Origin of the sequence: Actinopolymorpha rutila (assembly GCF_013407855.1) — a bacterium.
Classification (GTDB): domain Bacteria; phylum Actinomycetota; class Actinomycetes; order Propionibacteriales; family Actinopolymorphaceae; genus Actinopolymorpha; species Actinopolymorpha rutila.
The window spans coordinates 1073180-1099181 of record NZ_JACBZH010000001.1; the positions used below are offsets into that span (position 1 = coordinate 1073180).

At 70.0% G+C, this 26002-nt stretch carries 22 protein-coding genes; 15 read left to right on the forward strand and 7 right to left on the reverse strand.

What is annotated here, in order from left to right; translation table 11 throughout:
- Positions 1-18 precede the first annotated feature (18 nt).
- Positions 19-1752 (reverse strand): IlvD/Edd family dehydratase, encoded by a 1734-nt coding sequence (locus F4554_RS04730; protein WP_179786239.1) that lies wholly within the window; start codon positions 1750-1752, stop codon positions 19-21.
- 334 nt (positions 1753-2086) lie between these two features.
- Here F4554_RS04730 and F4554_RS04735 point away from each other — a divergent pair, with 334 nt between their 5' ends.
- Complete coding sequence (locus tag F4554_RS04735; protein ID WP_179786240.1) at positions 2087-3361, forward strand: MFS transporter; 1275 nt, start codon at positions 2087-2089, stop codon at positions 3359-3361.
- A 14-nt stretch (positions 3362-3375) separates the two neighbouring features.
- Here F4554_RS04735 and F4554_RS04740 read toward each other — a convergent pair whose 3' ends face one another.
- From F4554_RS04740 to F4554_RS04750, 3 genes are read right to left on the reverse strand one after another with little or no spacing between them, the layout of a single operon-like run.
- Positions 3376-4269 (reverse strand): carbohydrate ABC transporter permease, encoded by an 894-nt coding sequence (locus tag F4554_RS04740; RefSeq protein ID WP_179786241.1) that lies wholly within the window; start codon positions 4267-4269, stop codon positions 3376-3378.
- 1 nt (position 4270) lies between these two features.
- Positions 4271-5206, reverse strand: a complete 936-nt coding sequence (locus tag F4554_RS04745) for a carbohydrate ABC transporter permease (protein ID WP_337795872.1) — start codon at positions 5204-5206, stop codon at positions 4271-4273.
- A gap of 34 nt (positions 5207-5240) precedes the next feature.
- Positions 5241-6581 carry an extracellular solute-binding protein gene (locus F4554_RS04750; protein WP_179786242.1) on the reverse strand — a complete coding sequence of 447 codons (1341 nt, stop codon included), beginning with the start codon at positions 6579-6581 and terminating at the stop codon, positions 5241-5243.
- A 286-nt stretch (positions 6582-6867) separates the two neighbouring features.
- Here F4554_RS04750 and arfA point away from each other — a divergent pair, with 286 nt between their 5' ends.
- From arfA to pyrE, 4 genes are read left to right on the forward strand one after another with little or no spacing between them, the layout of a single operon-like run.
- On the forward strand, positions 6868-8367 hold the full coding sequence (gene arfA, locus F4554_RS04755; protein ID WP_179786243.1) for an arabinosylfuranosidase ArfA: 1500 nt from the start codon (positions 6868-6870) through the stop codon (positions 8365-8367).
- 32 nt (positions 8368-8399) lie between these two features.
- Positions 8400-9431 (forward strand): zinc-dependent alcohol dehydrogenase, encoded by a 1032-nt coding sequence (locus tag F4554_RS04760; RefSeq protein ID WP_179786244.1) that lies wholly within the window; start codon positions 8400-8402, stop codon positions 9429-9431.
- A 20-nt stretch (positions 9432-9451) separates the two neighbouring features.
- Entirely contained in the window at positions 9452-10537 is a 1086-nt protein-coding gene (locus F4554_RS04765; protein ID WP_202889152.1) for an arabinan endo-1,5-alpha-L-arabinosidase, read from the forward strand.
- A 22-nt stretch (positions 10538-10559) separates the two neighbouring features.
- A complete protein-coding gene (gene pyrE / locus F4554_RS04770; protein WP_179786245.1) occupies positions 10560-11078 on the forward strand; it encodes an orotate phosphoribosyltransferase in 519 nt (172 codons plus the stop codon).
- Between the two features lie 26 nt (positions 11079-11104).
- On the opposite strand, the gene F4554_RS04775 is transcribed toward pyrE, so the two are convergent.
- Positions 11105-12142 (reverse strand): LacI family DNA-binding transcriptional regulator, encoded by a 1038-nt coding sequence (locus F4554_RS04775; RefSeq protein ID WP_179786246.1) that lies wholly within the window; start codon positions 12140-12142, stop codon positions 11105-11107.
- A gap of 279 nt (positions 12143-12421) precedes the next feature.
- On the opposite strand from F4554_RS04775, the gene F4554_RS04780 reads away from it, so the two are divergent.
- The 5 genes from F4554_RS04780 to F4554_RS04800 all read left to right on the forward strand — a co-directional run bounded on the left by F4554_RS04780 (position 12422) and on the right by F4554_RS04800 (position 18300).
- Positions 12422-14389: a glycoside hydrolase family 127 protein gene (locus F4554_RS04780; RefSeq protein WP_179786247.1), complete on the forward strand. Its 1968-nt coding sequence runs from the start codon at positions 12422-12424 to the stop codon at positions 14387-14389.
- Positions 14386-15786: an ABC transporter substrate-binding protein gene (locus F4554_RS04785; protein ID WP_179786248.1), complete on the forward strand. Its 1401-nt coding sequence runs from the start codon at positions 14386-14388 to the stop codon at positions 15784-15786. The genes F4554_RS04780 and F4554_RS04785 overlap by 4 nt, the downstream gene beginning before the upstream one ends.
- Before the next feature lie 22 nt (positions 15787-15808).
- On the forward strand, positions 15809-16765 hold the full coding sequence (locus tag F4554_RS04790) for a carbohydrate ABC transporter permease (protein WP_179786249.1): 957 nt from the start codon (positions 15809-15811) through the stop codon (positions 16763-16765).
- Complete coding sequence (locus F4554_RS04795; protein WP_238341221.1) at positions 16762-17643, forward strand: carbohydrate ABC transporter permease; 882 nt, start codon at positions 16762-16764, stop codon at positions 17641-17643. Before F4554_RS04790 ends, F4554_RS04795 begins: the two co-directional genes overlap by 4 nt.
- A 90-nt stretch (positions 17644-17733) precedes the next feature.
- Positions 17734-18300, forward strand: a complete 567-nt coding sequence (locus F4554_RS04800; RefSeq protein ID WP_179786250.1) for a hypothetical protein — start codon at positions 17734-17736, stop codon at positions 18298-18300.
- 29 nt (positions 18301-18329) lie between these two features.
- Here the strand turns inward: F4554_RS04800 and F4554_RS31900 are convergent, their stop codons facing one another.
- The gene (locus F4554_RS31900; protein ID WP_337796289.1) at positions 18330-18524 is read right to left on the reverse strand and encodes a VOC family protein; all 195 of its coding nucleotides are present in this window, start codon (positions 18522-18524) and stop codon (positions 18330-18332) included.
- A 364-nt stretch (positions 18525-18888) separates the two neighbouring features.
- Between F4554_RS31900 and F4554_RS04810 the strand changes: the two genes are divergently transcribed.
- Positions 18889-20772: a DUF222 domain-containing protein gene (locus tag F4554_RS04810; protein WP_179786252.1), complete on the forward strand. Its 1884-nt coding sequence runs from the start codon at positions 18889-18891 to the stop codon at positions 20770-20772.
- A 56-nt stretch (positions 20773-20828) separates the two neighbouring features.
- Here F4554_RS04810 and F4554_RS04815 read toward each other — a convergent pair whose 3' ends face one another.
- Complete coding sequence (locus F4554_RS04815; protein WP_337795873.1) at positions 20829-21776, reverse strand: U32 family peptidase; 948 nt, start codon at positions 21774-21776, stop codon at positions 20829-20831.
- 153 nt (positions 21777-21929) lie between these two features.
- Between F4554_RS04815 and F4554_RS04820 the strand changes: the two genes are divergently transcribed.
- From F4554_RS04820 to F4554_RS04835, 4 genes are all read left to right on the forward strand, one after another.
- Positions 21930-22724 carry an IclR family transcriptional regulator gene (locus F4554_RS04820; protein ID WP_179786253.1) on the forward strand — a complete coding sequence of 265 codons (795 nt, stop codon included), beginning with the start codon at positions 21930-21932 and terminating at the stop codon, positions 22722-22724.
- A gap of 81 nt (positions 22725-22805) precedes the next feature.
- Positions 22806-23723 carry a fumarylacetoacetate hydrolase family protein gene (locus F4554_RS04825; RefSeq protein ID WP_179786254.1) on the forward strand — a complete coding sequence of 306 codons (918 nt, stop codon included), beginning with the start codon at positions 22806-22808 and terminating at the stop codon, positions 23721-23723.
- On the forward strand, positions 23720-25213 hold the full coding sequence (locus F4554_RS04830) for an aldehyde dehydrogenase (NADP(+)) (protein WP_179786255.1): 1494 nt from the start codon (positions 23720-23722) through the stop codon (positions 25211-25213). Before F4554_RS04825 ends, F4554_RS04830 begins: the two co-directional genes overlap by 4 nt.
- Positions 25210-25983 carry an SDR family oxidoreductase gene (locus tag F4554_RS04835; RefSeq protein ID WP_337795874.1) on the forward strand — a complete coding sequence of 258 codons (774 nt, stop codon included), beginning with the start codon at positions 25210-25212 and terminating at the stop codon, positions 25981-25983. The genes F4554_RS04830 and F4554_RS04835 overlap by 4 nt, the downstream gene beginning before the upstream one ends.
- Positions 25984-26002: the final 19 nt, after the last annotated feature.

Here is a 26002-nt window from a genome sequence, read left to right on the forward strand (position 1 = left end):
TCCGCCCCTACCCGAACCTCAGTGGGACTCGCGCGGGACCTCGTGGCCGCGGGAGCCGGCCAGGAAGTCGAAGTCCACGCCCTCGTGCGCCTGGGTGACGTGGGTCGTGTAGAGCCAGGCGTACCCGCTCTTGTACTTCTGCTCCGGCGCCCGCCACGCGGCCCGGCGGCGTTCGAGCTCCTCGTCGGAGACGTCGACGGTGATGCTGCGCGCGGGCACGTCCAGGCTGATCCGGTCACCGGTCCGGACGAGGGCGAGCGGCCCGCCGACCGCGGCCTCCGGCGAGACGTGCAGGACGACCGTGCCGTACGCCGTACCACTCATCCGGCCGTCGCAGACCCGCACCATGTCGGTGACGCCGGCCTTGAGCAGCTTGGTGGGCAGCGGCACGTTGGACACCTCGGGCATGCCGGGGTAGCCCTTGGGTCCGGCGTACCGGATCACCAGCACGTCGCTCTCGGTCACGTCCATGTCGGGGTCCTCCGACACGGCGTGGTAGTCCTCGGGGGAGTCGAAGACCAGGGCGCGTCCCTCGTGCTTGAGCAGGTGCGGCGACACCGCGGACTGCTTGATCACCGCGCCGTTGGGCGCGAGGTTGCCGGACAGGACGGCCGTGCCGGTGCCGGCGGCCTGGAACGGCTCCTCGATGGTGGTGATGACCTCGCGGTTGAAGCACTCGGCCTGGGCGTTGTTGTCCGCGAGGCCCTTGCCGGTGACGGTGATCTGCTCGGAGTGCAGGAGTCCGGCTTCGGCCAGCTGGCGCAGCACCACCGGCAGCCCGCCGGCGTAGCAGAAGTCCTCCATGAGGTACTTCCCCGACGGCATCAGGTTGACCAGGGTCGGCACCGGCCGGGCGAGCCCGTCGAAGTCGGCCAGGTCGAGCTGGACGCCGAGCCGGCGGGCCAGGGCGAGCAGGTGCACGATCGCGTTGGTCGAGCCGCCGATCGCGGCGTTGGCGCGGATGGCGTTCTCGAACGCCTCGCGGGTCAGGATCTGGCTGGGACGCAGGTCCTCCTCGACCATGCCGACGATGCGCCGTCCGGCCTCCTGTGCGACCTCGTAGCGCCGCGCGTCCACGGCCGGCCAGGTGGCCGAGCCGGGCAGCTGCATGCCGAGCGCCTCGGCGACGCAAGCCATGGTTGACGCGGTGCCCATCGTCATGCAGTGCCCGTTGGAGCGGGCCATGCAGCCCTCGGCGAAGTAGCACTCCTCCTGGGTCATCTTGCCGGTCTTGAGGTCTTCCTCGAACTTCCACACGTGGGTGCCGGACCCCACGTCCTGGCCGCGGTACTTGCCGTTCAGCATCGGGCCGCCGGTGACCATGATCGAGGGCAGGTCGACCGAGGCGGACGCCATCAGCAGGCCGGGGGTGGTCTTGTCGCAGCCGGACAGCAGGACGGTGCCGTCGAGCGGGTTGGCCCGCATCATCTCCTCGGCCTCCATCGCCAGGAGGTTGCGGTAGAACATCGCCGTCGGCCGCAGCAGTGACTCACCGAGGGCAAGTGCCGGGAACTCCAGCGGGAAGCCGCCCGCCTGCCACACGCCCCGCTTGACCGCCTCGGCCACCCGGTGCAGGTGGGCGTTGCAGGGAGCGAGCTCGGACCAGGTGGTGGCGATGCCGATGACCGGTCGGCCGTCGAAGACCTCCTGGCCGAAGCCCTGGTTGCGCATCCAGGACCGGTGGGCCATGCCCGTGCGGCCGGTCGCACCGAACCAGGCCCGGCTGCGTAGGCCGTTCGTCTCCCCTGTCATCACATTGCTCCTTCGGTCGGTTCACCGCGTTCGACAACGCTGGCGACAGTCTAGAGATCCGTCCCGCGCACAAAGCCTAGACATCAGACGTATTCCGGTCTCTCCTTTGCCGTTGACGGTCGCCGGACCAGCGCCCAGCATGGGCGGTACGTACGTACGGCAACGCGGAGCGTGGCGCGTCGTCTCGGATGTCGGTCGGACCGCCAGTCGTCGGCGCCAACACGTCGCGTCCCGGCCACCGGCGTGCAACATTGGCACGCACGCGAAACTGGCGCGCACACGAACGCCAGGTTGCTGGGTCGTCGGGTTGGGACGAGAGGACGAGGGACAGACGGTGCGAACGCCGCGGGCTCCGGTCGGCCAGCCACGCTTCATCGGCTACCTCCTCGCCCGCGGTCTCAGCTTCGTCGGCGACAACGTCTGGTGGATCGCGGTCGGCTGGTCGGCGGCCCAGCTCGGCGATCCGCGCCTCACCGGCATCGTCCTGGCCGCCGCCGGGGTTCCCCGGGTGCTGCTCATGCTGCTCGGCGGGGTGCTGGCCGACCTGCGCGGCGCCCGCCGCATCATGCTCGCCGCCGACCTCGCCGCCGGGGGAGTGGCCCTGGCCGGCGCGTTCCTCACCACCGGCGACTCCCGGCCGACAGCCGCGCTGCTGATCGCGCTCGGTGTGGTGTTCGGAACCATCGACGCGTTCTACCTGCCCGCCGCCAACAGCTACCTCGCGGTCCTGCTGCCGCACCACCAGCTCCCGAGAGGCGCGGCGATCCGCCAGCTCGTGCGCAGCGTCGCCGAGGCCGGCGGCCGGGGCCTGGGCGGCGTGCTGGTCGCCCTCGGCGGGTTCGCCCTCGCGGCGTACGTCAACGCCGGCACGTTCCTGCTCTGCTTCGCGATCCTGGTGCTGGTGCGCCCGAAGTACCCCATCCAGCGCGCGGCCGAGCGGCCCCGGATGCGCCGGGCGCTCGGCGACGGACTGCGCTACGTCGCCGGCCACCCGCTGCTGCGCGGGCTGGCCGTGGTGACTCTGGTCCTGAACGCCGTGTCGGTGCCGATGGAGACGGTCGGCCTGGCGCTGAAGGCTGAGGACCTCCAGTGGGGTGCCGCGGGATACGGATTGGCGGCCGGTTTCCTCGGCGGCGGCCTGATCGCCGGCGGCCTGATGGGGACGCTGCTGCGGCCGCCGTCCCGGTCCGGTCTCGCGCTGGCGCTGTGGCTGGTCGCGGCGCTGCCCGGGTTCGCCGGCCTGGTGTTCGCCACCGACCTGTGGCTGGTGTGCGCGTCGGTGGCCTGGTGGTCGCTGTGCCTGGGCCCGTCGAACGCCATTCTCAGCGGGCTGCTGCTCACCGCCACCCGGCCCGACGTCCTCGGCCGCGTCCAGAGCGTGGTGACCGTGCTGTCCAGCGCGATGACGCCGCTGGGGACGGCCGCTTTCGGTCTGCTGGTGGGGTTCACCAACCTCACCGCCGTCGGGGCCGGCTGCCTGGTGTGCCTGGCGGTGACCGCCGCGTGGATGCTCCTCAACCCGGCGATCAGCCGGGCCGAGCTTCTTCCGGTCCGTGACCACGACCTCGACGCCGCGCCGGCCGAGGGCAAGGCCGCCTTGTCGCCCTGACGTCACCCCGGCGGTCAGCCCTTCAGGCCGGTGCCGGCGATGCCCTCGACGATACGGCGCTGGAAGAGCAGGAAGACCACCAGCAGCGGAAGTGCGCCCAGGATGGCCGAGGCCATGATCGAGGCGTACTGGATGCCGTACGCGCTGGAGACCGTCGCCAGCCCGACCGGCAGGGTCATCAACGGCGTGCTGGTCAGCACCAGCAGCGGCCACAGGAAGTTGTTCCAGGACCACACGAACGTGAAGATCGACACCGCCGAGATCGCCGGCCGGGACAGCGGCAGGAAGATCCGCGAGAAGATGTGGAACCTGCTCGCGCCGTCGACCAGCGCGGCCTCCTCGAGCTCTCGCGGGATGCCGTCGAAGAACTGCTTGAACACGAACACGGCGACCGGCGCGGCGATCTGCGGCAGGATCACCGCCCAGTAGGTGTCGATCATGCCGACCGCGGCGAACTCCCGGAACAGCGGCACGATCAGCGCCTGCCCGGGAATCATGATGCCGGCCAGGATGATCCAGAAGACGACGTTGCTGCCGCGGAAGCGGATGCGAGACAACGCGAACGCCGCCATGCTCGCGGTCACCACCGACAAGGCGGCGACCAGGATCGAGATGATGAAGCTGTTGGCGTACCACTGCAGGATGTTTCCGGCCCCGAGCACCTTGCTGTAGGCGGCGACCGTGGGGTTGTCGATCAGCCAGCTGACCGGCACCTTGGTCGTCTCGCCCTCCGGCTTCAGTGAGGTGTCCAGCGCCCACAGCAGCGGCACCAGCCACAGCAGCGAGAACGCGACGAGCACGCCGATGCAGACCCGGTTGAAGACGCGCTCCCGGCCGCTGCCGGTGCGTAGTTCGTCGCCCGGCCGGGCGCCGCGGTGCTGGTTTCGTTCGGCGAGGGTGGTGGTCATCTCAGGCGTCCCTCTCCTGCCGGCGTACGAGCGCGAACCACACCAGCGAAACCACCAGGATCACCACGAACAGCAGCATGGAGACCGCCGATCCGTAGCCCACGCGGTAGTCGGTGAAGCCGACGTCGTAGATGTACTGGATCGTGGGCCGGGTCGCGAAGTCCGGTCCACCGCTGGTCATCAGGTAGATCTGGTCGAAGATCTTCAGCGAGGCGATCACCTGCAGCACCGCCACCAGCGTGGTGGTGCGGCCGAGCAGCGGAACGGTGATCCGGGTGATCTGCTGCCACGGCGACGCGCCGTCGATGGAGGCTGCCTCGTACAGCTCACGCGGGATGTCCTGCAGCCCGGCGAGGTAGAGGACGAAGTTGAAGCCCAGCGTCCACCACACGGTGGCGATGGCCACCGAGATCATCGCCCAGTGCGGGTCGCCGAGCCAGACGGGGGACTTGAAGCCCAGCCGGGTCACCAGGTCGGCGAGCAGGCCGAGGTCGGGGGTGTAGACCCAGTTCCAGATCAGCGCCACGACCGCCGACGGCAGGACGTACGGTGCGAAGAACGCCAGCCGGAAGAACCATCGTCCCTTCACCGCCCGGTCGGCCAGCAACGCGAACACCAGTGCCAGGATCACCAGCGGCGGTGTGGTCAGGATGGTGAACCACACCGTGTGCCACAGCGACGCCCAGAACTGCGGGTCGCCGAAGGCCGCGGCGTAGTTGGACAGGCCGGCGAAACTGCCGAGCCCGCCCTTCACCAGGCTGGTGTTGAAGAAGCTCATCACCAGGCCGTACGCGCTCGGCCCGACCAGGAAGAGTGCGTAGAGGACGAGGAACGGTGCGAGGAACGCCAGGCCGGCAAGGACCGGACGCCCTCGGCGACGCTGGTCGGCACCGGAGGCTGTCGCTCTGGTCTCGGGCGCGACTGTCGAGGTGCCCACAAGACCTCCCGAGATGCTCGAAGGAACTGGACTGCTAGACGGGTGCCGGCGTGCGGGCCATCTTGGAAATGCCCACCTGGATCTGGTGGATCGCGGCTTCTGGCTGGGTGCGGCCGCTCAGCACCCCGCCGAGTGCGGAGCCGGCGACCATCTCGAAGTTGGAGCCGGAGCCGGAGTACCACGCCGGCGGGTCGTAGACCGCACTCTCGGCCGCCGACGCGTAGTTCGACTGCGGTTTGATCTGGTGGTACTTCGGGCTGTCCTGCACCGGTAGCCAGGCGGGGATGTGGCCGCCCTCGGCCCAGGTGATGCTCTGGTCCAGCATCGACCGGACGAAGCCGAGCACGAGGTCGAGGCGGTGCCGCTCGTACGGCTCCTGACCGGGCATGACGAACGTGTGCGAGTCGGCCTGCACGGCGTAGGTGCCGCCCATGACGTTCGGGAACTTCGCCATGCTGAACGGCATCTTCGCGTCCTTGAAGGTGGAGACCTCCCACTCGCCCTGGAAGAAGAAGCCCGACCGGCTGTTGGCGAACAGCGCCACCGCGCCGCCGTAGTCGATGTCGGTGGGCATCACCTTCTCCTCGACGGTGAGCCGGCGCATCAGTTTGGCGGCGCGAATCGCCTTGTCGGGTTCGAGAATCTCGTCGGGCGAGGTGCCCATCAGCAGTTTGCCGCCGAGCTGTCCGTACAGGCTGAAGAAGAACCGCCACGGGGTGGCCGTGTCGGCCACCGACGCCAGCGCGCCGCCCCAGCCCTTGGTGACTTCCTTCGCCTTGTGCAGCGCCTCGACCAGCGCATCCTCGCTGTCGATCGGCTTCAGTGACCCGTCGGCTGCGAGCAGGCCGGCCTTCTCGCAGATCTTGGTGTTGTAGAACATCACGAACGGGTGGGTGTCGAGCGGGACGGCGTAGAGCTTGCCGTCGATGGTGGCCCGGTCGACGGCCCGCTGGACGAACTTGTCCTTCGACATGCCGTGACGGGCGAGATCCGCCGGCTCGAACGGCTGGAGCAGTCCCGCGGCGACCAGCGTCGGCACCCGGGTCAGGTGCGAGATGGCCACATCCGGCGGCTGGGCGCCGAGGGTGGCCAGGGACAGCTTCGTGTAGTACGGGTTGCCCCAGGTGAGCGTCACCGCGCGCAGGTCCACGGCGGGCTGCTGCTTGCGGTAGACCCCTTCCATGTCCTGCATGCGGACGCCGTCGCCGCCGCCGAGGAGATTCCAGTAGGTCAGTACGTCGGCGCTCGGCGCCGTCCCGGTGAAGCCCGACTGCAGTTGCTCGGCGCAGCCGGACAGGCTGCCGCCCACGGCGCCCGCGGCGGCCAGCAGGCCGGTGGCTCGCAGGACGTCCCGTCGACTCGGTAGTGGCGCCATTGCCTGGGGCACCTCCGTCCGGATGTGGTCGGTGCGGTTTCGGTGTGCGAAGCATTGTGCGTAAGCGTTGTGCGAAAGCGTTGCGGTGTTCGGTGTTCGGTGTTCGGTGTTCGGTGTTCGAAATATCGAACAATGTGCGTGATATCGAAGCAAAGGCTACGATCACGCTTCGACGACGTCAACGGGGCGGTCTATCCGGTTTCCCAGCAGTTTCGCTGCTCGCCGCCGAACCCGTCCGTCGCGAGCCAGGTAGCCCCGGGACCTCAGCGGAAGGAAGCCGACGCCCGTGAAGAAGGCCAGCCTCACTCTTGACCCCGCGTTCCGGATCGGAGCCGTCGACCCGCGCGTGCGTGGCTCGTTCGTCGAGCATCTGGGCCGATGCGTCTACGGCGGCATCTACGAGCCGGACCACCCCGGCGCCGACGAGGACGGTTTCCGCGCCGACGTGCTCGACCTGACCCGCGAGCTCGGCGTCACCACAGTCCGCTATCCAGGTGGCAACTTCGTCTCCGGCTACCAGTGGGAGGACGGCATCGGCCCGCGGGCCGAGCGTCCGCACCGGCTGGACCTGGCCTGGAAGACGCTGGAGACCAACGAGGTGGGCGTCGACGAGTTCGCCACCTGGTGCCGCAAGGCCGGCGTCGAGCCGATGATGGCGGTCAACCTCGGCACGCGTGGCGTGCAGGAGGCGGCGGCGCTGGTGGAGTACTGCAACCACCCCGCCGGCACCTACTGGTCGGACCTGCGGGCGAAGTACGGCGCGAAGGACCCGCACGACATCAGGATCTGGTGCCTCGGCAACGAGATGGACGGCCCGTGGCAGATCGCCCACAAGACCGCCCGCGACTACGGCATCCTCGCCAACCAGACCGCGAAGGCGATGCGGCTGGTCGACCCCAACCTCGAGCTGGTCGCCTGCGGTAGCTCCAACCGCGCGATGCCGACGTTCGGATCGTGGGAGGCCGAGGTCCTCGAGCACACCTACGACGTCGTCGACTACGTCTCACTGCACTCCTACTACCGTCCGAAGGACGGCGACTTCGCCAGCTTCCTGGCCTCCGGCGTCGACATGGACGCGATGATCGAGTCCGTGATCGCGACCTGCGACTACGTGAAGGCGAAGACCCGCAGCAAGAAGTCGGTCAACCTGTCCTACGACGAGTGGAACGTGTGGTACCACGTGCCCGGCGACGAGCGGGAGTGGGTGACCGGCCCGGCGCTCTTCGAGGACCAGTACTCCCTCGCGGACGCGGTCGTGGTGGGCTCGCTGCTCAACAGCCTGCTCCGGCGCGCGGACCGGGTGACGATGGCCTGTTTCGCCCAGCTGGTCAACGTGATCGCGCCGATGACGACGGTCCCGGGCGGCCCGGCGTACCGCCAGTCGACGTTCCACCCGATGCGGCTCGCCTTCCAGTACGGCACCGGAGCGACCCTGCGGGTGGAGCCGACCGGACCCCAGGTGGACACCCCCGACTTCGGCCCGGTTCCCCAGCTGGACTGCACCGCCACCCTGGACGAGGAGAACGGCTCCGCCGCGGTGTTCGCCGTCAACCGGTCCCTGACAGAGCCGCTGCTGGTCGAGGTCGACGTCCGCGCGCTGAAGGACGCCCGCGCCGTCGAGCACGTGGCCCTGTCCGGTGACGACCGGGACGCGGCCAACACCGCCGAGCAGCCCGACCGGGTCGCGCCGCGGGTCCAGGACACCCCGGTGGTGGAGGACGGGACGCTGCGCTTCGAGCTGGCGCCGATGTCGTACAACGTCGTTCGCCTGGCAACCGCGCGTTGACAGCCATGAGCCCGACGACAGCCAGCACAGGCATGGGAACGATTCCGGACACCAACCCGTCGGTGGTCGTACGCGGCCCGGACGACTTCGGTGTCGAGGAACGGCCGCTCGCGCCGCCCGGGCCGGGCGAGGTCCTGGTCCGGGTCGGCGCGGCCGGCATCTGCGGCAGCGACGTCGAACTGTTCGCCGGCACCCGCCCGGCGGCGTACGTCAGTTATCCCGTGGTGCCCGGGCACGAGTGGTCCGGCACCGTGGCGGCCCTGGGCGAGGGCGTCGACTGGCTGGACGTCGACGACCCGGTGGTGGCGCAGGGCTTCCGCAACTGCGGGCGCTGCCCACGCTGCCGGGAGGGTGCCACCAACCTGTGCGAGGCGGGGTACGCCGAGACCGGCTTCACCCACGCCGGCGCGTTCAGTTCCTACGTCGTCGTACCGGCCCGGCTGGTGCACCGGCTGAACGCCGGCGCCGACCTGGAGGCGGCGGCACTGCTGGAGCCGTCCGCGTGCGTGCTGGAGGGAGTGCTCGCGGCGGCACCCGAAGTCGGGGCGCGCGTCGCGGTCGTCGGCACCGGAACGCTCAGCCTGGTCGCCTGCCAGGTGCTCGCGGCGTACAGCCCGAGCGAGCTGGTGCTGATCGGCGACAGCCCCAGCGGCCGTGAGCTCGGCACCGCCTGGGGCGCGACCCGATGCGTGAGCAACGCCGAGGCGGTCGAGTCGGGCTGGACCTGCGACGCCGACGTGGTGGTCGAGGCGGGCAGCCGGCAGACGTCGGCCAAGGCCGCCCTGAACGCCGCCCGCCGGGGCGCGACCGTCGTCCTGGAAGGGATTCCGGGTGGCCCGGCCGAGGGCGACCTCACCGACATCGTGCTCAAACACCTGCGGGTGCAGGGCGTCTTCGGTGCGTCCGCCGCGGCCTGGGAGCACGTGGTGGGGATGTTCAACGCCGGGTTGCTCGACCTGCGTCCGCTGATCAGTCACCGGTACGCCGTGGCCGACGTGGGCGCGGCGCTGTCGATGCTGCGGGAGCGCCCCGCCGATCTGCGCAAGGTGCTGTTGCGGCCCTGAGATTCTGCCTGGAGGAACGCATGACACGCGTCACCGGCATTCGAATGGCTCGCAGTGTGTTCCTGGCCGTCGCTGTGCTGGTGGCCGCGCTCGTGGCCACCAGCGCCGATCCACCGGCGATGGCGACCGCGGCATCGTCGGCGCGGCAGGGGCCGGCCCCGGCCCCGGCCCCGGCCGCGCGTCCGCCGGCGCAGCTCAGCGGTGACCTGCACGCCCACGACCCGGCGCTGATCCGCGAGCACGGGCCACGCGGGTCGTGGTACGTCTTCTCCACCGGCGATCCGGCGGTCGGTGACGGCACGGTGCAGATCAGGCGCTCGGCCGATCTCGGCCACTGGTCCTACAACGGCACAGTCTTCTCCCGGATCCCTTCCTGGGTACGCGAAGCGGTGCCCGGCGTCACCAACCTCTGGGCGCCGGAGGTGACCTTCCACGACGGTCGCTACTACCTCTACTACGCCGCCTCGACGTTCGGCTCCAACCGTTCGGTGATCGGCCTGGCCACCAACACCACTCTCGACTCCGACGACCCCGGCTACCGCTGGGTCGACCGGGGTGAGGTGACAACCTCGGTGCCGAGCGACGACTTCAACGCGATCGATCCCGGCGTCGTCACCGACGCGGAAGGCACGCCGTGGCTGGCGTTCGGCTCGTTCTGGAGCGGGATCCGGATGCTCCGGCTGCGCTGGCCGGACGGCAAGGTCGCACCGGGCCAGGGCGAGCCGCTGCGGCTGGCCGACCGGCACGTGCCGCCGAACGCGATCGAGGCGGCGTACGTCGTCGCCCGGAACGGTTGGTACTACCTGTTCGTCTCCCTGGACTTCTGCTGCCGGGGAACCGACAGCACGTACAAGATCGCCGTCGGCCGGTCGCGGTCGGTGTCCGGCCCGTACGTCGACGAACTCGGCACACCGCTCGCCCACGGCGGCGGCACGGTGATCCTTTCCGAACGCGGCACGATGATCGGCCCCGGTGGACAGTCGGTGTTCGGCGACGTACTCGCGTTCCACTACTACGACGCGACAGCGAACGGCGACTTCCGGCTCGGCCTGCGGCGGATCCAGTGGACGGCCGGCGGGTGGCCGCGGGTCGCCGACCGCCCGTGAACAACTGTCATGCTTGACCACCGTGACCAACGCGCAGCTTGCCCATCGGATCGCTGACAGGTGCCGGTTGACAGGGCGGTTCGTCCTTCGCTCCGGCCGGCAGACCACGGAGTACTTCGACAAGTACCAGTTCGAGGCCGACCCGGTCCTGCTGGACGAGGTCGGTGCCGCGCTGGCGCCGCTCGTGCCCGACGGCACCGAGGTGCTGGCCGGGCTGGAGATGGGCGGCATCGCCGTCGTCGCGGCACTCGGCCGGCACACCGGACTGCCGTGCGCGTTCGTTCGTAAGAAGGCCAAGGAGTACGGCACGGCCCGGCTGGCCGAGGGCGCGGACGTGGAGGGCCGCCGGGTGCTCGTGGTCGAGGACGTGGTGACCAGTGGCGGGCAGGTCGTGCTGTCCACGCGGGACCTGCGCGTGCTCGGCGCGAACGTCGAGCACGCCCTGTGCGTCATCGACCGTGAGGAGGGCGGGGAGCAGGCGCTCGCTGACGTCAACCTCACCTTGCACGCGTTGTTCCGCCGCCGGGATCTCGAAGCCTGACCTGGATCGGCCCGCTCCCCGCCGCGTCAGGCCTCGCGGCGGGGGCCGGTCGACTCGCGGACGACGAGCCGGCAGGGAATCGTCTGCATGCCGCCGGTCACCGGCCGGCCGCCGATGGCGGCGAGCAGGTGCTCGGCGGCGATCCGGCCGACCTCGCCGAGGCTCATGTCCACCGTCGTCAGCGGCGGCCTGGAGCCGAGCGCCATCGCCTCCCAGTTGTCGAACCCGATCAGCGCGATGTCGCCGGGCACCCGCCTGCCCCGCTCACGCAGCGTCTCCGCCACGCCGCGGGCGATCTGGTCGTTGCCGCAGAAGATCGCGTCCACCTCGGGCTCGGCGCGCAACAGGATGTCGGCGCCCTGGCGTCCCCACTCCTCGGTCCACTCGCCGTACAGCGGTTCGCCGCCGGCGAGCGGCAGGCCCACCTCGGCCAGCGCGCGGTGGACGCCGGCGGCCCGCTGGCGGGCGGCGAGAAACCGGCTCGGCCCGGCGATGTGCGCGATCCGGGTGCGGCCGGTGGCGAGCAGGTGGCCGACGGCAAGCGCGCCGCCGCCCTCGTCGTCCGGGATTACCGACAGGTCGGCCGGGTCGGTGGACTGGGTCATCGCGTACACCACCGGCACCGGCAGGTCGGCGCCGATGGACGGACGCGGCTCGGTGCGCCGCCCGGTGACCAGTAGTCCGTCCACCCGCCGGGCGAGCAGCGTCTGGACGTGGTGGCGTTCGCGGATCGGGTCGTCGCGGGTGTCGCACATGAACACCGAGATCTGACCCGCGCCGAGTGCGTCCTCCGCACCCAGCATCACCGGGATGCTGAACCTGCCGAAGCTGTCGGAGGTGACCAGGCCGACGGTGAACGTGCGCCCGCTGAGCAGACCGCGGGCCAGTGCGTTGGGCCGGAAGCCCAGCTGCCGGGCCGCCTCGACCACCCGGTCCCGGGTCTCCTGCCGCAGCTTTCCGCGGCCGTTCAGCGCCTTGGACGCGGTGCCGACCGAGACGCCGGCCAGGCTCGCCACGTCGCGGATGGTGACGGCGCGGACCTCCGGTGAGAGCGGTTGCGGCAACGTGGTTTCCTTCGGTCCGGCCGGTGTCGGGACGTGCGCAGTGTACGGGCTGCCTGGGAAACCGTACGCGGGAAACAAGACTGAACCCGGCAACGGGTCTTGACCCTGCTCGATGATCAGCCCTACCTTGTGGGCGCTGCAAGGAAAACCTATTCCTGAAGTTTCTCCCAGCCGGGTCCGGGACGCTCCGCATCACCTCGTTCCGTACCACCTCGTTCCGTACCACCTCGTCCGCATCACCTCGTTCCGCGCCGGCCGGGCGTACCCAGAAGGAGGCCCATGAGCACCACGGCGAACCGACCAGCCGGCGCACCGGCGGGCGGCCCGGTCGAGCCGACGCCGGACAGCCGGGCACCGCACCGCCCGCTGCGGCTGCGTGACGTCCACATCGACGGCGGCCCGCTCGGCCGGTGGCAGGAGACCAACCGCGCGGCCAGCATCCCGCTGGGGATCAAGCAACTGGAGGAGGCCGGCAACCTGCACAACCTCCGGCTCGCGGCCGGTGAGGTGACCGGCGACTTCCGCGGCCCGAGGTTCATGGACTCCGATCTCTACAAGCAGCTGGAGGCGGTCGCCTGGGAGGCCGGCCGCGAGGACGCCGGTGAGCTGCACGACTTCCTTCGCCGGGCCGGCGAACTGCTCGCCAAGGCGCAGCGCGCCGACGGTTACCTCAACTCCTACTACCAGGTGGTCAGGCCCGAGCGTCAGTACGCCGAACTCGAGCACAGCCACGAGATGTACTGCGCCGGCCACCTCGTCCAGGCCGCGGTGGCCGCCGCCCGGGTCGGTGGCGAGCCCGAGCTCCTCGCCGTGGCGCGCCGCTTCGCCGACCACCTCGTCGAGGTGTTCCTGCGCGGTGGCAATCCCGGCATCGACGGCCACCCGGAGATCGAGACCGCGCTGGTGGAGCTGTACCGGCTCACCGGCGAGCGTTCCTATCTCGACCTCTCGCTGCACCTCGTGGACGAGCGCGGCAAGGGCCACATCGCCGGCAGCGGCATGGGGCAGCGCTACTTCCAGGACCACCTTCCGGTCCGCGAGGCCGACACCGAGGTGGGCCACGCCGTCCGCGCGCTCTACCTCGAGGCCGGCATCGTCGACCTCTACCTCGAGACCGGCGACGAGTCGCTGCTTGCCTCCTCCGTACGCCGGTGGGAGGACATGGTGGCGACCAAGACCCAGCTCACCGGCGGGGTCGGCTCGCGGCACTCCCACGAGGCGTTCGGGGACCGCTACGAGCTGCCGCCGGACAGGTCGTACAACGAGACCTGCGCGGCGATCGCGAGCGTGCACTGGAACTGGCGGCTGCTGTTGGCGACAGGCGAGGGACGGTACGCCGACCTGCTCGAACGCACGCTGTACAACGCGTTCGCGGCGTCTACGTCGACCGACGGCACGAGGTTCTTCTACGTCAACCCCTTGCAGCGCAGGCACGACCACACCGAGGGCGACGACCCCGGTCGCCGGCACGAGTGGTTCAGCTGCGCGTGCTGCCCGCCCAACATCATGCGGTTGGTGTCCACGGTCGGCCACTACGTCGCCACCACGAACGACGACGGACTGAGCGTCCACCAGTACGTCCCGGGCACGATCCGGGCGGACCTGTCCGCGGGCGAGGTGGCGCTGTCGGTTCGGACGGAGTACCCCTGGGAGGGCGAGGTCGCGTTCGCCGTCGACACCGCGCCCGAGGGTGAGTGGTCGCTGGCGCTGCGGGTGCCGGCGTGGAGCCCGTCGGTCGGGGTCAGTGTGAACTCCGAGCCTGCCGACGCGACCCCGGACGAGCGCGGCTACGTCGTCGTTCGCCGGGCCTGGTCGCCGGGTGACACGGTGACGATCACGCTCGATCTCACGCCCCGCCTGGTCTTTCCGCACCAGCGGATCGACGCGGTACGCGGTTGTGTCGCGGTCGAGCGCGGCCCGCTCGTGTACTGCTTCGAGCAGGCCGACCAGGCCGAGGGTGTCGACGTGGAGGACCTCACGCTCGCACCGAACGCGGGCATCCGGGCCGTACCGCAAGCCGACCTTGCGGGCGTCGGCCGCACGGTCCTGCTCACCATGGACGCCGCCGCGGTGTCCCAGCCCAGGAACGGTTTTCCGTACACACCACAGCCCACCGACCAGGCGGTGACCAGTCGTGCGGTGACCGCGACCGCGGTGCCCTACTTCCAGTGGGACAACCGCGACGGCGGCGCGATGCGGGTCTGGCTTCCCGTCTCCCCGCAAGTCACGTCAGGAGAGAACTCATGAGCACCCGACCCATCGTGCCCGGACGCCCGCGCTGGAGTCGGCGGGACCTGCTGCGGGCAGGCGGCCTGGCGGCCGGCGCCGCTGCGTTCCCGGCGCTCGCCGGCTGCGGAGGTGACAGCGGCGGAGGTGGCGGCGGCGACGCCCAGCTGCAGTTCATGTACTGGGGTTCGTCGTTCGAGCAGAAGGCGATCAACGCCATGCTCAAGCAGTTCGAGGACAAGAACAAGGGCGTCTCGGTCAAGCCCGTCTACACACCGAACGAGTACGACACCAAGGTCAACACGCTGGTGGCCAGCAAGCGCGCGCCCGACGTGGCGTACATGGGCGGCTCGATGGGCTACCGCCTGGCCGAGCAGGGCAAGCTGGTCAACCTCGCGAAGTACTTCAAGAAGTACCCCGCGCTCACCGACCGGCTTCCTGGCACCTACTTCTGGTACGGCAAGGACAAGACGTTCGGCACCCAGACGGCCAACGAGGTCATGCTGCTCTGGTACAACCGGGCGGTCATGAAGGACGCGGGGGTCGAGCCTCCGCCCGCCGAGGCCGGCAAGGCCTGGTCGTGGGACGAGTTCGTGCAGGCCGCCTACAAGCTCACCCGCGACCAGAACGGCAAGCGCCCCGACGAGTCCGGCTTCGACCCCAAGCGGATCCGGCAGTTCGGTGCCTCGGTGAGCGTGCAGTCGAGCTACACCTGGGAGTCCTTCCTGCGCAGCAACGGTGCCGCGTTCGTGGACGAGGCCGGCCGCAAGTGCCTGCTGGACCAGCCGGAGGCGGTGGAGGTGTTCCAGAACCTCCAGGACCTGATGTACAAACACCATGTCGCGCCGACTCCAGTACAGCTCGGCAACAACGCACCGGCCACCAACGTGCAGTTGCAGACCAAGCGGATCGCGATGGCGGTGGACGGCCAGTGGGTGCTGCTGGACATGGCGCAGAGCAAGGTCGACTACGGCATCGGTGTGCTGCCGAGGTACGGCGAGCCGGCCACCACCCAGCTCGGCGGTGCGTCGGTGGTGTTCTCGGGCTCGAAGTACCCCGAGCAGGCCGTGGAGCTGTTCATGTTCCACAACGACCCGAGGTACGTCGACCTGTTCAAGAACGGCCTGTGGATGCCGCTGGAGAAGAAGTACTACACCGACCCGCGGGCGATCGACTCCTGGATCAAGAACGACTCGCACCCGCCGGAGTACCGCACCGCGGTCGTCGACTACACGCTGAACCACGCGCAGACGGCGTTCAGTCAGCGGCTGAAGAACATGGACAACATCAGCGAGGTGCTGACGCCGGCACTGCAGCGGATCGAGACCGGGAAGCAGCCTGCCAAGGAAGTGTTGACAGCGCTCGTACCCAAGATCGACAAGCTGTTGCAGGGCTGGTACCCGAGCCAGACGCCGTGACCGGCGGCAGGAAGGCGTTCGCATGACCGTAGCTCCCACCGTGCCGGCGTCCCGGCCCGGTCAGGTGCGCTCACGTGGGCCGGCCCGCCTTTCGGGGCAGGGCCGGCTGGAGCGCCGCTGGGGTGTCCTGATGGCGCTGCCGGCGATCCTCGGCTTCGCGATCTTCACCATCGGGCCGATGATCGCGTCGTTCTTCTTCAGCCTGACCGACTGGACGATCGGCGGCAGCCCGTCGTTCGTCGGCCTCGGCAACTACCGCACGCTCGGCGGCGACGAGCTGTTCTGGAAGTCCCTGAGCGTCACGACGTACTACACCCTGGGAGCGGTGCCACTCGCGCTGGTGATCGGGTTCGTTGTCGCGCTGCTGCTCAACCAGAAGGTGCGCGGACTCGCCCTGTGGCGCACGATCTACTACCTGCCCACGTTGGTACCCGCGGTGGCCAGCGCGGTGCTGTGGATCTGGATCTTCAACCCCGACTTCGGTCTGCTCAACTCCCTGCTGCGCGAGGGCGGGCTGCCCACGTCGCAGTGGATCTACAGCGAGGGCTCCGCGGTGCCGTCGCTGGTCATCATGAGCACCTGGGGTTTCGGCAACGCGATGGTCATCTTCCTCGCCGGGCTGCAGGGTGTGCCGCGGCATCTGTACGAGGCGGTGTCCATCGACGGCGGCGGGGTGTGGCAGCGGTTCCGGCACGTGACGCTGCCGATGATGACGCCGACCATCTTCTACAACCTGGTCACCGGTGTGATCGGCACGTTCCAGGTGTTCAACCAGGCGTACGTCATGACGCAGGGCGGGCCGAACAACGCGACGCTGTTCTACATCTACTACCTGTGGCGGACCGCGTTCACCGAGAGCCAGATGGGGTACGCGAGCGCACTCGCCTGGGTGCTCTTCATGGTGATCATGGTGATCACGTTCTTCCTGTTCCGGAACGCCCGCCGATGGGTCTACTACGAGATGGCAGGTGCGCGATGAGCGGGATGGCCGGGACGGCCGGCGTGAGCGGCGCGCGGACGAGGCGGTTGCGGCCGGGCCGGCTGGTGCTCTACGTCGTCCTGGTGCTCGGCGCGGTCCCGACGATGCTGCCGTTCGTGTGGCTGGTCCGCAGCGCGTTGATGGGGGACAACCAGATCTTCATCGCGCCGCCGGAGTGGATCCCGAAGCCGTTCGAGTGGGCCAACTTCAGCGGGGCCCTGACCGCGCAGCCGTTCCTGAGGTACTTCCTCAACACGATGCTTATCGAGTTGTTCGCCGTGACGGGCACGGTGCTCACCTGTTCGGTCGCGGCGTTCAGCTTCGCCCGGCTGCGGTGGCGGGGCCGCAACGTGGTGTTCGCGTTGCTGCTCAGCAGCGTGATGCTGCCGTACGCGGTGACCCTCATCCCGACCTTCGTGATGTGGCGTTCGCTGGGCGCGCTGGACACCTTCCTGCCGCTCACGGTGCCGGCGTGGTTCGCCGGTGCCGGCGGCGGGGTGTTCAACGTCTTCCTGTTGCGGCAGTTCTTCCTCACCATCCCGTTCGAACTGGACGAGGCGGCCTACATCGACGGCGCGTCACCGTGGAAGGTGTTCGCGATGATCATCATGCCGCTGTCCAAGCCGGCGCTGGTGGTGGTGACGATCTTCACCTTCATCGGTGTGTGGAACGACTTCCTGGGACCGTTGCTCTACCTCAGCGACGAGAGCAAGTACACGTTGGCGCTCGGGCTGGCGTCGTTCCAGAGCGTCTACACCGCGCAGTGGGGCTACCTGATGGCCGCGTCGGCGGCCGTGATCGCGCCGATCATCGTGCTGTTCTTCGTACTCCAGCGCTACTTCATCGAGGGCGTGACGCTGACCGGCATCAAGAACTGACCTGTCGCCGGAAGCTGCCCAGTCGTCAGGAACTGTCCTGCCGCCGGGAACCGATCGACATCCGGGGCCGGCCGGCCGTAGCATCTGGCGATGATCTTGACCTTGGACTTCGTCCTGCACGGCCAGGCGGGCACGGCGTCGGTCACCCACCGGCTCAACGACCAACCCGCCGCGGTCGGTTTCGACCTGCTGGGCATCGACTTCGGCGACCTGGACTTCAGTGGCTTCCCGGTCGTGGAGGCGACCACGAGCTACGAGGGTCAGGGTTACCGGGCACTGATGGGCTGGCTGCAGGTGGTTCGCTACACCTCACCGAACGACGGAGAGATGTTCATCGTCGACACCGGGCCCCAGTTTCGCGGGATCGCCGGCATGGACTTCCCGTTCCTGTCCTGGGGAATGCGGCCCACGTTGTTCGACGCACCGGCGATCGTGGAGTCCTCGGTCGACTGGTGGGCGGACTCCTTCCTGGTGGCGACCCCGGACGCGTTGATGACGCCGATCATCGAGCCGCTGTGTGCGTTCCGCTGGGGCTACGCGGTGGACGACGACGGTGTGGTGACCAGCCGGCCGCCGCGCGCCCGGCCGACCGCGGAGGCCTGGGCGGAGGTTCGCGACGGCGTCCAGAAACTCCACCCCGGCTGGACCCTCAGGTAGGCAGCGGCTCTGCGCCGCGCACGTCGGACTCAGAGCCGCTGGGTGAGATTGAGAGAGTTGCCGTCCGGGTCGGTGACGTGAGCGACCCGATCGCCCCACGGCATGTCCTTGGGCTTGCCGTGCACCTTCCCGCCGGCCTGCTTCACCCGTGACAGCAGGCCGGCGACGTCCTCGACGAACACGGCCACGGTGGCCGGCTGGTGGTTCGGCTGCTCGTCCGGGATGCTCGTTCGGCTGGTTACTCGGCGGCCAGCGGAATCTCGCCGCCGGTCTTGCTGTAGCCGCGTGCTTCGGTGATCTGCCCGTCCCGGACATCGCGGGCCGGCATCCGCCGCCGACCAACTGATGTTGCTCATCGACGGGACACTCGCGGCGGGGGTGACGAAACCCCACACCGACCCGGCACGGCTGGCGCGTCGGCTGGCCGACCAGGTCATACGTACGAGCTGACGCCGGCCCGTCGTGCGAACGGCACCTCCCGCTGGTCGGCTCAACCACGTTTTCGTCCACAGGTGGCGGATCGGTTGTGCCTCGAGTCTCCTTGTGGACAACGATCTTCGTGTCGACGGCTGCCATTAGGCTTCGAACATGCATTCGACGACGCAGGACCTTCCCGGCAGCGGTGGCAGTGGTGCCGTCGCCCGGTTGAGGGCTGCGTTGGCGATGGTGCGTGCCGGGTTGACGGAGATGCTGTCAACACCCACCACCTCGGTGGAGGCCGGCGATTGGGGGTCGCTGTTCGGGGAGCTGGGGGCCGAGGCGGCCCGCTTCGACGCGGTGAAGCTCGGCTGGGTTCGTCAGGCCGAGGCGTGTGATGTGGGGAAGACGACGGGTGCTGCGACGACGGCGGGGTGGTTGCGCACCGTGCAGCGGATGTCGAAGACCGAGGCCTCCGCGACGGTGACGCTGGTGAGGGATCTGGACCGCACGGTCACCCTGACGGCCCGCGCGTTGGCGCGGGGTGAGCTGTCGTTGAAGCACGCGCAGGTGATCGCGTTCGCGGTCAAGGACCTGCCCACCTGGATCGGTCCCGAACAGCGGGTGAAGGCCGAGGAGTACCTGATCACCTGGTCGAGGCGGCGTAACCCCGACGATGTGCGCCTGTTGGGCCGGGCGTTGCTGCAGTACCTCGCCCCGCAGGAGTGGGAACGCCGGCTCGGGAAGGAGCTCGGCGACGCCGAGCGTGCAGCCGAACGCGATCGGTCCCTGCGTTACCTGGCCAACGGTATGCCGGGGTCGGAGACCGTGGTGATCAAGCTGCCGGCGGTGGAGATGGAAGCCTTGCGGAAGCTGATCGAGGCGCTGATCGCCTCCGACACCCGCCCTGACCCCGACGACCGCCCGCTGGACCAAAAGCGCGGGGACGCGTTCGCCGAACTGCTGGCCCAGTGGGCGCAGCAGCAGGCATCGCCCAACCGCGGACGCGGACGCGACTGCGTCACGGTCACCGTTGGAGTCGACCAGCTACTGACCGGCCTCGGGTTCGGCACCATCGACGACCTCAACCCCGTCCGCCCCATGCCCTGCCACTGCCATACCCCCGACGCCAAACGCCAGAACGCCAAACGCAAAGCCCGACAGCAGAACACGAGCGCGAACGGCACCACAGGCGCCACGGGCGCCAAGGCCGAGGACTCCAAGCCCAAGAAGCCGACCCGCAGCACTGGCACCGACAGCTCCGGGGACACCGAGTGCGAAGCCGGGACTGGTGGCGGTGTCATCGACCCGGAAGCAAGGACGGACCCCGGCGAGACCACCGCGCCAGCCCCGACCGGTGACCTAAGTACGGCCGGTGTCGAGTGCACAGCGGCTACGCGGGAAGGTCAACCAGACAAGGAGAAACCACCGGGCGATCCGGGCGGGGTCGCGGACCGGATACCCGAACCCCGAGAACCCGGCCAACACCGACAACCGAACACCGAGACCGGAGCGGATCCAACAGGTGCAGCGGATCCGGCAACCAATGCCGACGCCGAACCCGAAACCGAGGAGAGTGCGGCAGGGCCGGAGGCTGCCACCGACCTCCACGACGGCTGTCAGAAGTGCGGCGGTGGCGGGTCGGCCCGGATCCTCGGCCTGCGCGGCGAACCGCTGTCGGTGGCCACGATCCGCCGGATGGCGTGTGACGCGAACATCATCCCGGTGGTGCTCGGCGGCAACGGGGAGATCCTCGACGTCGGGATGGCCGACCGGTTCTTCACCGAACCCCAACGCCGAGCACTCGCCATCCGCGACGGGTCCCACTGCCACTTCCCCGACTGCCAGGTCCCCGAACGACGCTGCGTCGCCCACCACATGGTGGCCTGGGACGACTTCGGCCCGACAGACCTCTCCAACGGGGTGCTGTTGTGCAAGAGCCACCACACCTTCGTCCACCACAAAGGCTGGACAGTGCGCATGGGCGACCACGGACACCCCGAATACATCCCACCGGAGTGGGTGGACCCGCAGCGGAAGGTGCAACGACCATGAGGACCGGCCATGCCGGCCTGGAGCAGCGGGCGGACCCGGGCCGGCGAGGCCGGGGGTCAGGCGGTCGTGGCCTTGACCGGGACCGCGAGACCCGCAGCGTTGCGCTCCGACGTGGCCTCCGCCGCACCGTGGCGAGCCAGCAGGTCCATTCCGAGTCGGGCCCGCCGCACGCGTTCGCGGGTGAGTGCGACCGTGGTGGCTTCCAGGTGGGTGCCGGCGGGGTAGACGTCCGGCGCGTTGCGCAAGCCGAACTTGACATACACCGGCGCGGCCACCTCGATCAGGCGGGGGAGTTCGTGGTGCCGGACGTAGCCGCCGAGGTTGTCCGGCGCCTCGACGTACACGTCCAGCGGCACGTCCACGACGGCGCGGATCGCGGCGATCTGCGCCAGGCTCAGGTCCGTTGCCAGGTTGAGCGTGTCGGCGCCGAGGTCCTCCAGCACTCGCGCGGTGGCCGCGTTGGTGACCGGCAGCATCACCGACACCTTGGCCTGCATGTCGGCGGGCAGGTGCCCTGCGGCCCGCAGCTTCCCGAACGCCGCCAGGACGCCGAGGTCGGAGATCAGCACGCTGCGGATGCCGTGCTCGGCGGCCCGGACGACGTCCTCGAGCACCGCGGACACCTGGTCCTGCCCGTGCGCGGTGGCCGCGAACCCGCCGCCGGCCTGAGAGCGCGCGGTGGCCGAGGTGCCCCACCCGGCACACGGGCGGGCGAACAGGCTCACCTCCACGCCGGCGGCCCGGGCCTGCTCGGCCATCTCGTCCAGTTCGGCGTCGGTGAGCAGGAACACCCCGCTGCCCTGGGAGATCCGGCGTACCGGCACCTCCAGGCGTTCGGACTCCTCCAGCACCGCCTCCAGGCAGCGCGGCCCCTCGGTGCTCGGGATCTCCACCCGGTAACGGACCCCGTCGGGGAACCGCTTGGCCGAAGCGGGCAGGTCGTTCAGGTCACCCCGGGGGAGGTCGAGGATGTCCAACAGGTGCGACGCTGGTGTCCCGGCCACGAGGTCCCCCTAGAAGAAGTGTTGTCCGGTATCTCGAACGACATCCGTATACTCGGACATCGTTGCGATCTGGCCACACTGCCGTCAAGTTGCGTTCGGATGGACGAACAGCAGCCCGCGGGGGCCGAACACGCTTGTGGAGGTGCGGAAGGCATGGGCCGAGCGGTGCCCGCGGTGCTCCGTGCGCTGGACGTCCTCGAACTGTTCGGGACGACCGAGGAGCTGTCGATTCCGGAGATCCACGGCCGGCTCGGCCTTCCTCGTACGACCGTGCACGAACTCGTCGGCACCCTGGTCGAGCGCTCCTACCTCGCCCCGGTTCCCGGCCAGCCACATCGGTTCCGGCTCGGCGTGGGGGTGTTCCACCTCGGTTCCGCCTACGCCGAACGCCTCGACCTCGCCCGGGAGGGCCAGGCCGCGGCGGAGGAGGTCGCGGCCGCCTGCGACGAGACCGTGCACGTGGCGGTGCTCGAGGGCCGGGACGTGGTGTACGTCGCGAAGGTGGACAGCACGCACCCGGTCCGGATGGTGTCCGCGGTCGGCCGCCGGCTCCCCGCGCACTGCACGGCGGTCGGCCTGATGCTGCTGGCCCGGCTGGAGCAGCGCACCCTGGACACGCTGTTCCCGCCCGGACGGCGCCTGCCCGGGTTGACCGCCCGCAGCCTCACCACCTCACGGCAGTTGCGCGAACGCCTCGGCACGGTCCGCGCTGACGGGCTGGCGCAGGAGTACTGCGAGTCCAATGAGGCGGTCGCCTGCGTGGCCGCGCCGGTCGCCGACCACACCGGAACCACCGTCGCGGCGATGAGCATCTCCGTCCCCACCGTCCGCTGGTCACCCGAACGCGCTGCCGAGTTGGCGGGTCTGGCCCGGGAGGGGGCGAGCGCGTTGTCCGTCCGGCTGGGGCACGTGCCGGTCACCGCGGCGGACCGGGGCGGACCGGGGTGAGACGTTCCGGTGGTTCTTTGCAAGACTTGCGCAGACCGCCACACATCAGATGACTGTCAGTTGACTGGCTGAGGAGGTCCCGTGGAGATCGTCCGATACGCCGATCGCAGCGACCGTGCGGTCCGGGTAGGAGTCCGACGTGCCGGCCGGGTGAGTCCGCTGGCCGGGGTCGGCAGTGTCAGCGAGCTGCTCCGGCTGCCCCTCGCGGAGCTGCGCGGCCTGCTGGAAGGTTCCGGCGCCGGCGCGGACGGCCTGGACGAGTCGCAGGTGCTGCTGCTCCCGCCGGTCGACGGGCTGACCGAGGTGTGGGCCTCCGGCGTGACGTACGAGCGCTCGATGGCGGCCCGGGTCGAGGAGAGCAGCCAGAAGGACGCCTACCAGAAGGTGTACGAGGCGCAGCGCCCCGAACTCTTCTTCAAGGCACCTGCCTGGCGGGTCGTCACCACTGGCGAGCCGGTCGCGATCCGCGCCGACTCCGGCCTGGACGTGCCCGAGCCCGAGCTGGGTGTCGTCGCCAACGCGTACGGCGAGGTCGTCGGGTACGTCACCTGCAACGACATGAGCTCGCGCGCCATCGAGGGCGAGAACCCGCTCTACCTGCCCCAGGCCAAGGTCTACGCCGGAAGCTGTGCGATCTCGACCGGCATCCGCCCGGCCTGGGAGATCCCCGACGTCACCTCGCTCGACATCACCCTCGCCGTCGTCCGCGACGGCCAGACCGCCTGGAAGGGCGAGACGTCGACCGCGCGGATGCACCGCGACCTGCCGACGCTGGTCGACTACCTCTTCCGCGGTGACGCCCACCCGGCCGGCGCGTTCCTCGCCACCGGCACCGGGATCATCCCGGAGATGTCGTTCACCCTCGCAGGCGGTGACCGCGTGGAGATCGAGGTCGCCGAGGTCGGCGTACTGTCCAATCCGGTGGTGGTCGGCAAGGAGCCCCTGTCGTGGCTCGTCGACGCCCTGTCCGATCCGTTCGCCCGGGAGGTAGCCCGATGACCGCACCCACGACCGCTCCGAGCCCGACGACGTCCGCGGAGCTGGAGTCGGTCCTCGCGGCCGCCACCGCCGCCGCGGGGCCGCTCGGTGCGTTGCGACCGGCCGAACGCGCCCGGCTGCTGCGGGCCGTGGCCGACGCGCTCGACGCCGCCGCGGACGAGCTCGTGCCCCTGGCGATGGAGGAGTCGCACCTGGCCGAGGCCCGGCTGAAGGGCGAGCTGACCCGGACGACGTTCCAGCTGCGGTTGTTCGGCGAGGTGCTGGAGGAGGGCTCCTACCTCGAGGCGATCGTCGACCAGGCCGACCCCGACTGGGGCATGGGCCCGCGTCCGGACCTGCGCCGCATGTTGGTGCCGCTCGGACCGGTGCTGGTGTACGCCGCCAGCAATTTCCCGTTCGCGTTCAGCGTGGCCGGCGGCGACACCGCCTCCGGACTCGCGGCCGGCAACCCGATCGTCGTCAAGGCCCACTCCGGCCACCCGCGGCTGTCCCAGCGGACCGGCGAGATCGTCCGCGGCGCACTGGCCGAGGCGGGCGCGCCGCACGGCACGTTCGACGTGATCTTCAGTTTCGAACGCGGCGTCGAGGCGCTGAAGGACCCGCGGATCAAGGCGGGCTCGTTCACCGGTTCGATCCCCGGCGGGCGGGCATTGTTCGACATCGCCTCCCAGCGACCGGACCCGATTCCGTTCTACGGCGAGCTGGGCAGCCTCAACCCGGTCTTCGTGACCCCCGGCGCGATCAAGGCGCGCGGGGACGAGATCGCCTCCGGCTTCGTCGGCTCGGCGACGCTCGGTGCCGGCCAGTTCTGCACCAAGCCCGGCCTGCTGTTCGTCCCCGCCGGGCACGGACTGGACGACGCGATCGTCGCGGCGGCCGGTGACGTGGCCCCGGCCTCGCTGCTGAACAAGCGCATCGCCGAGGGCTACGGCGAGGGCCTTGCGAAGCTGGTCGCCACCCCCGGTGTGACGCCGCTCGTCGAGGCGTCCGGAGTGGACGGCCTGGTGGCCGGACCGACGCTGGTGAAGACCACAGTTCCGGTGCTGCTGGACAAGGCCGACACGTTGCTGGAGGAGTGCTTCGGCCCCTTCTCGCTGGTGGTTGAGTACGACGGCCAGGACGAGCTGCGCCGGGCCGCTGAGGCCTTCGGCGGCAACCTGACCGCGACCATCCACGGCGAGGAGTCCGAGACCGGTGACCTCGCCTGGCTGATGGACCTGCTGCGCGACTGCGCCGGCCGGATCCTGTGGGGCGGCTGGCCGACCGGTGTCTCGGTGACGTACGCCATGCAGCACGGCGGCCCCTGGCCCGCCACCACGGCCTCCCTGCACACGTCGGTGGGTACCACCGCTATCCGCAGGTTCCTGCGGCCGGTGAGCTACCAGACGATGCCGGAGGAGCTCCTGCCGGAGGCGCTGCGCGACCGTAACGTGCTGGGCATTCCGCGTCGTGTCAACGGCACCTTGACGAGGGACGACGTGCCGGCGTGACCGGCGACGGCGTGACCGACGGGGTGAGCAGGGACGGGATGACCGACGAGGGCCTGTCCGGCAGGCGGGTACTGGTGGCCGGCGCGAGCAGCGGGATGGGCCGTGCCACCGCCCTCGCCGCCGCCCGGGCAGGCGCTCGCCTGGTGCTGTTCGCCCGGCGGGCCGACGCGCTCACCAAGCTGGCTGAGGAGATCGGCGCGGCCGGGGGACAGGCGCTCGTCGTGGCCGGTGACGCCACCGACGCCGACGCGGTTGGCCGCGCCGTCGACGTGGCGGTGCGCGAGTACGGCGGTCTGGACGTACTCGTCAACAGCGTGGGCACCAACGTGCGTGAGCGGTCCCTGACCGAACTCGGCCCGGCCGGGTGGCGGGAGCTGCTGTCGACCAATCTCGACGCGGCGTACGTCCTCACCCAGGCCGTGCTGCCGACGTTCCGCGCGCAGGGCGACGGCCTGCTCGTGCACATCTCCTCCTCGGCGGCGAAGCGCCCGGACGCGTCCGGTGTCGGATACCAGGCCAGCAAGGCTGGTGTTGCCGCCCTCGCGCACGCCACGATGGAGGAGGAGCGGGCGAACGGCATTCGGGTCAGCGTGCTGTTCCCGGGGTTCACCGACACCCCGTTGGTCGAACGCCGGCCGGTGGCGCCGACCCCCGAACAGCTGGCCGCCGCGCTGCGACCGGACGACGTCGCCCGGATGTGTCTCGCGGTGATGGCGTTGCCGAGCAGGGCGTACGTACCGGAGTTGTTGCTCTACCCCAGCCAGCCTTAGAGGAGTGCCCGGGACCCCC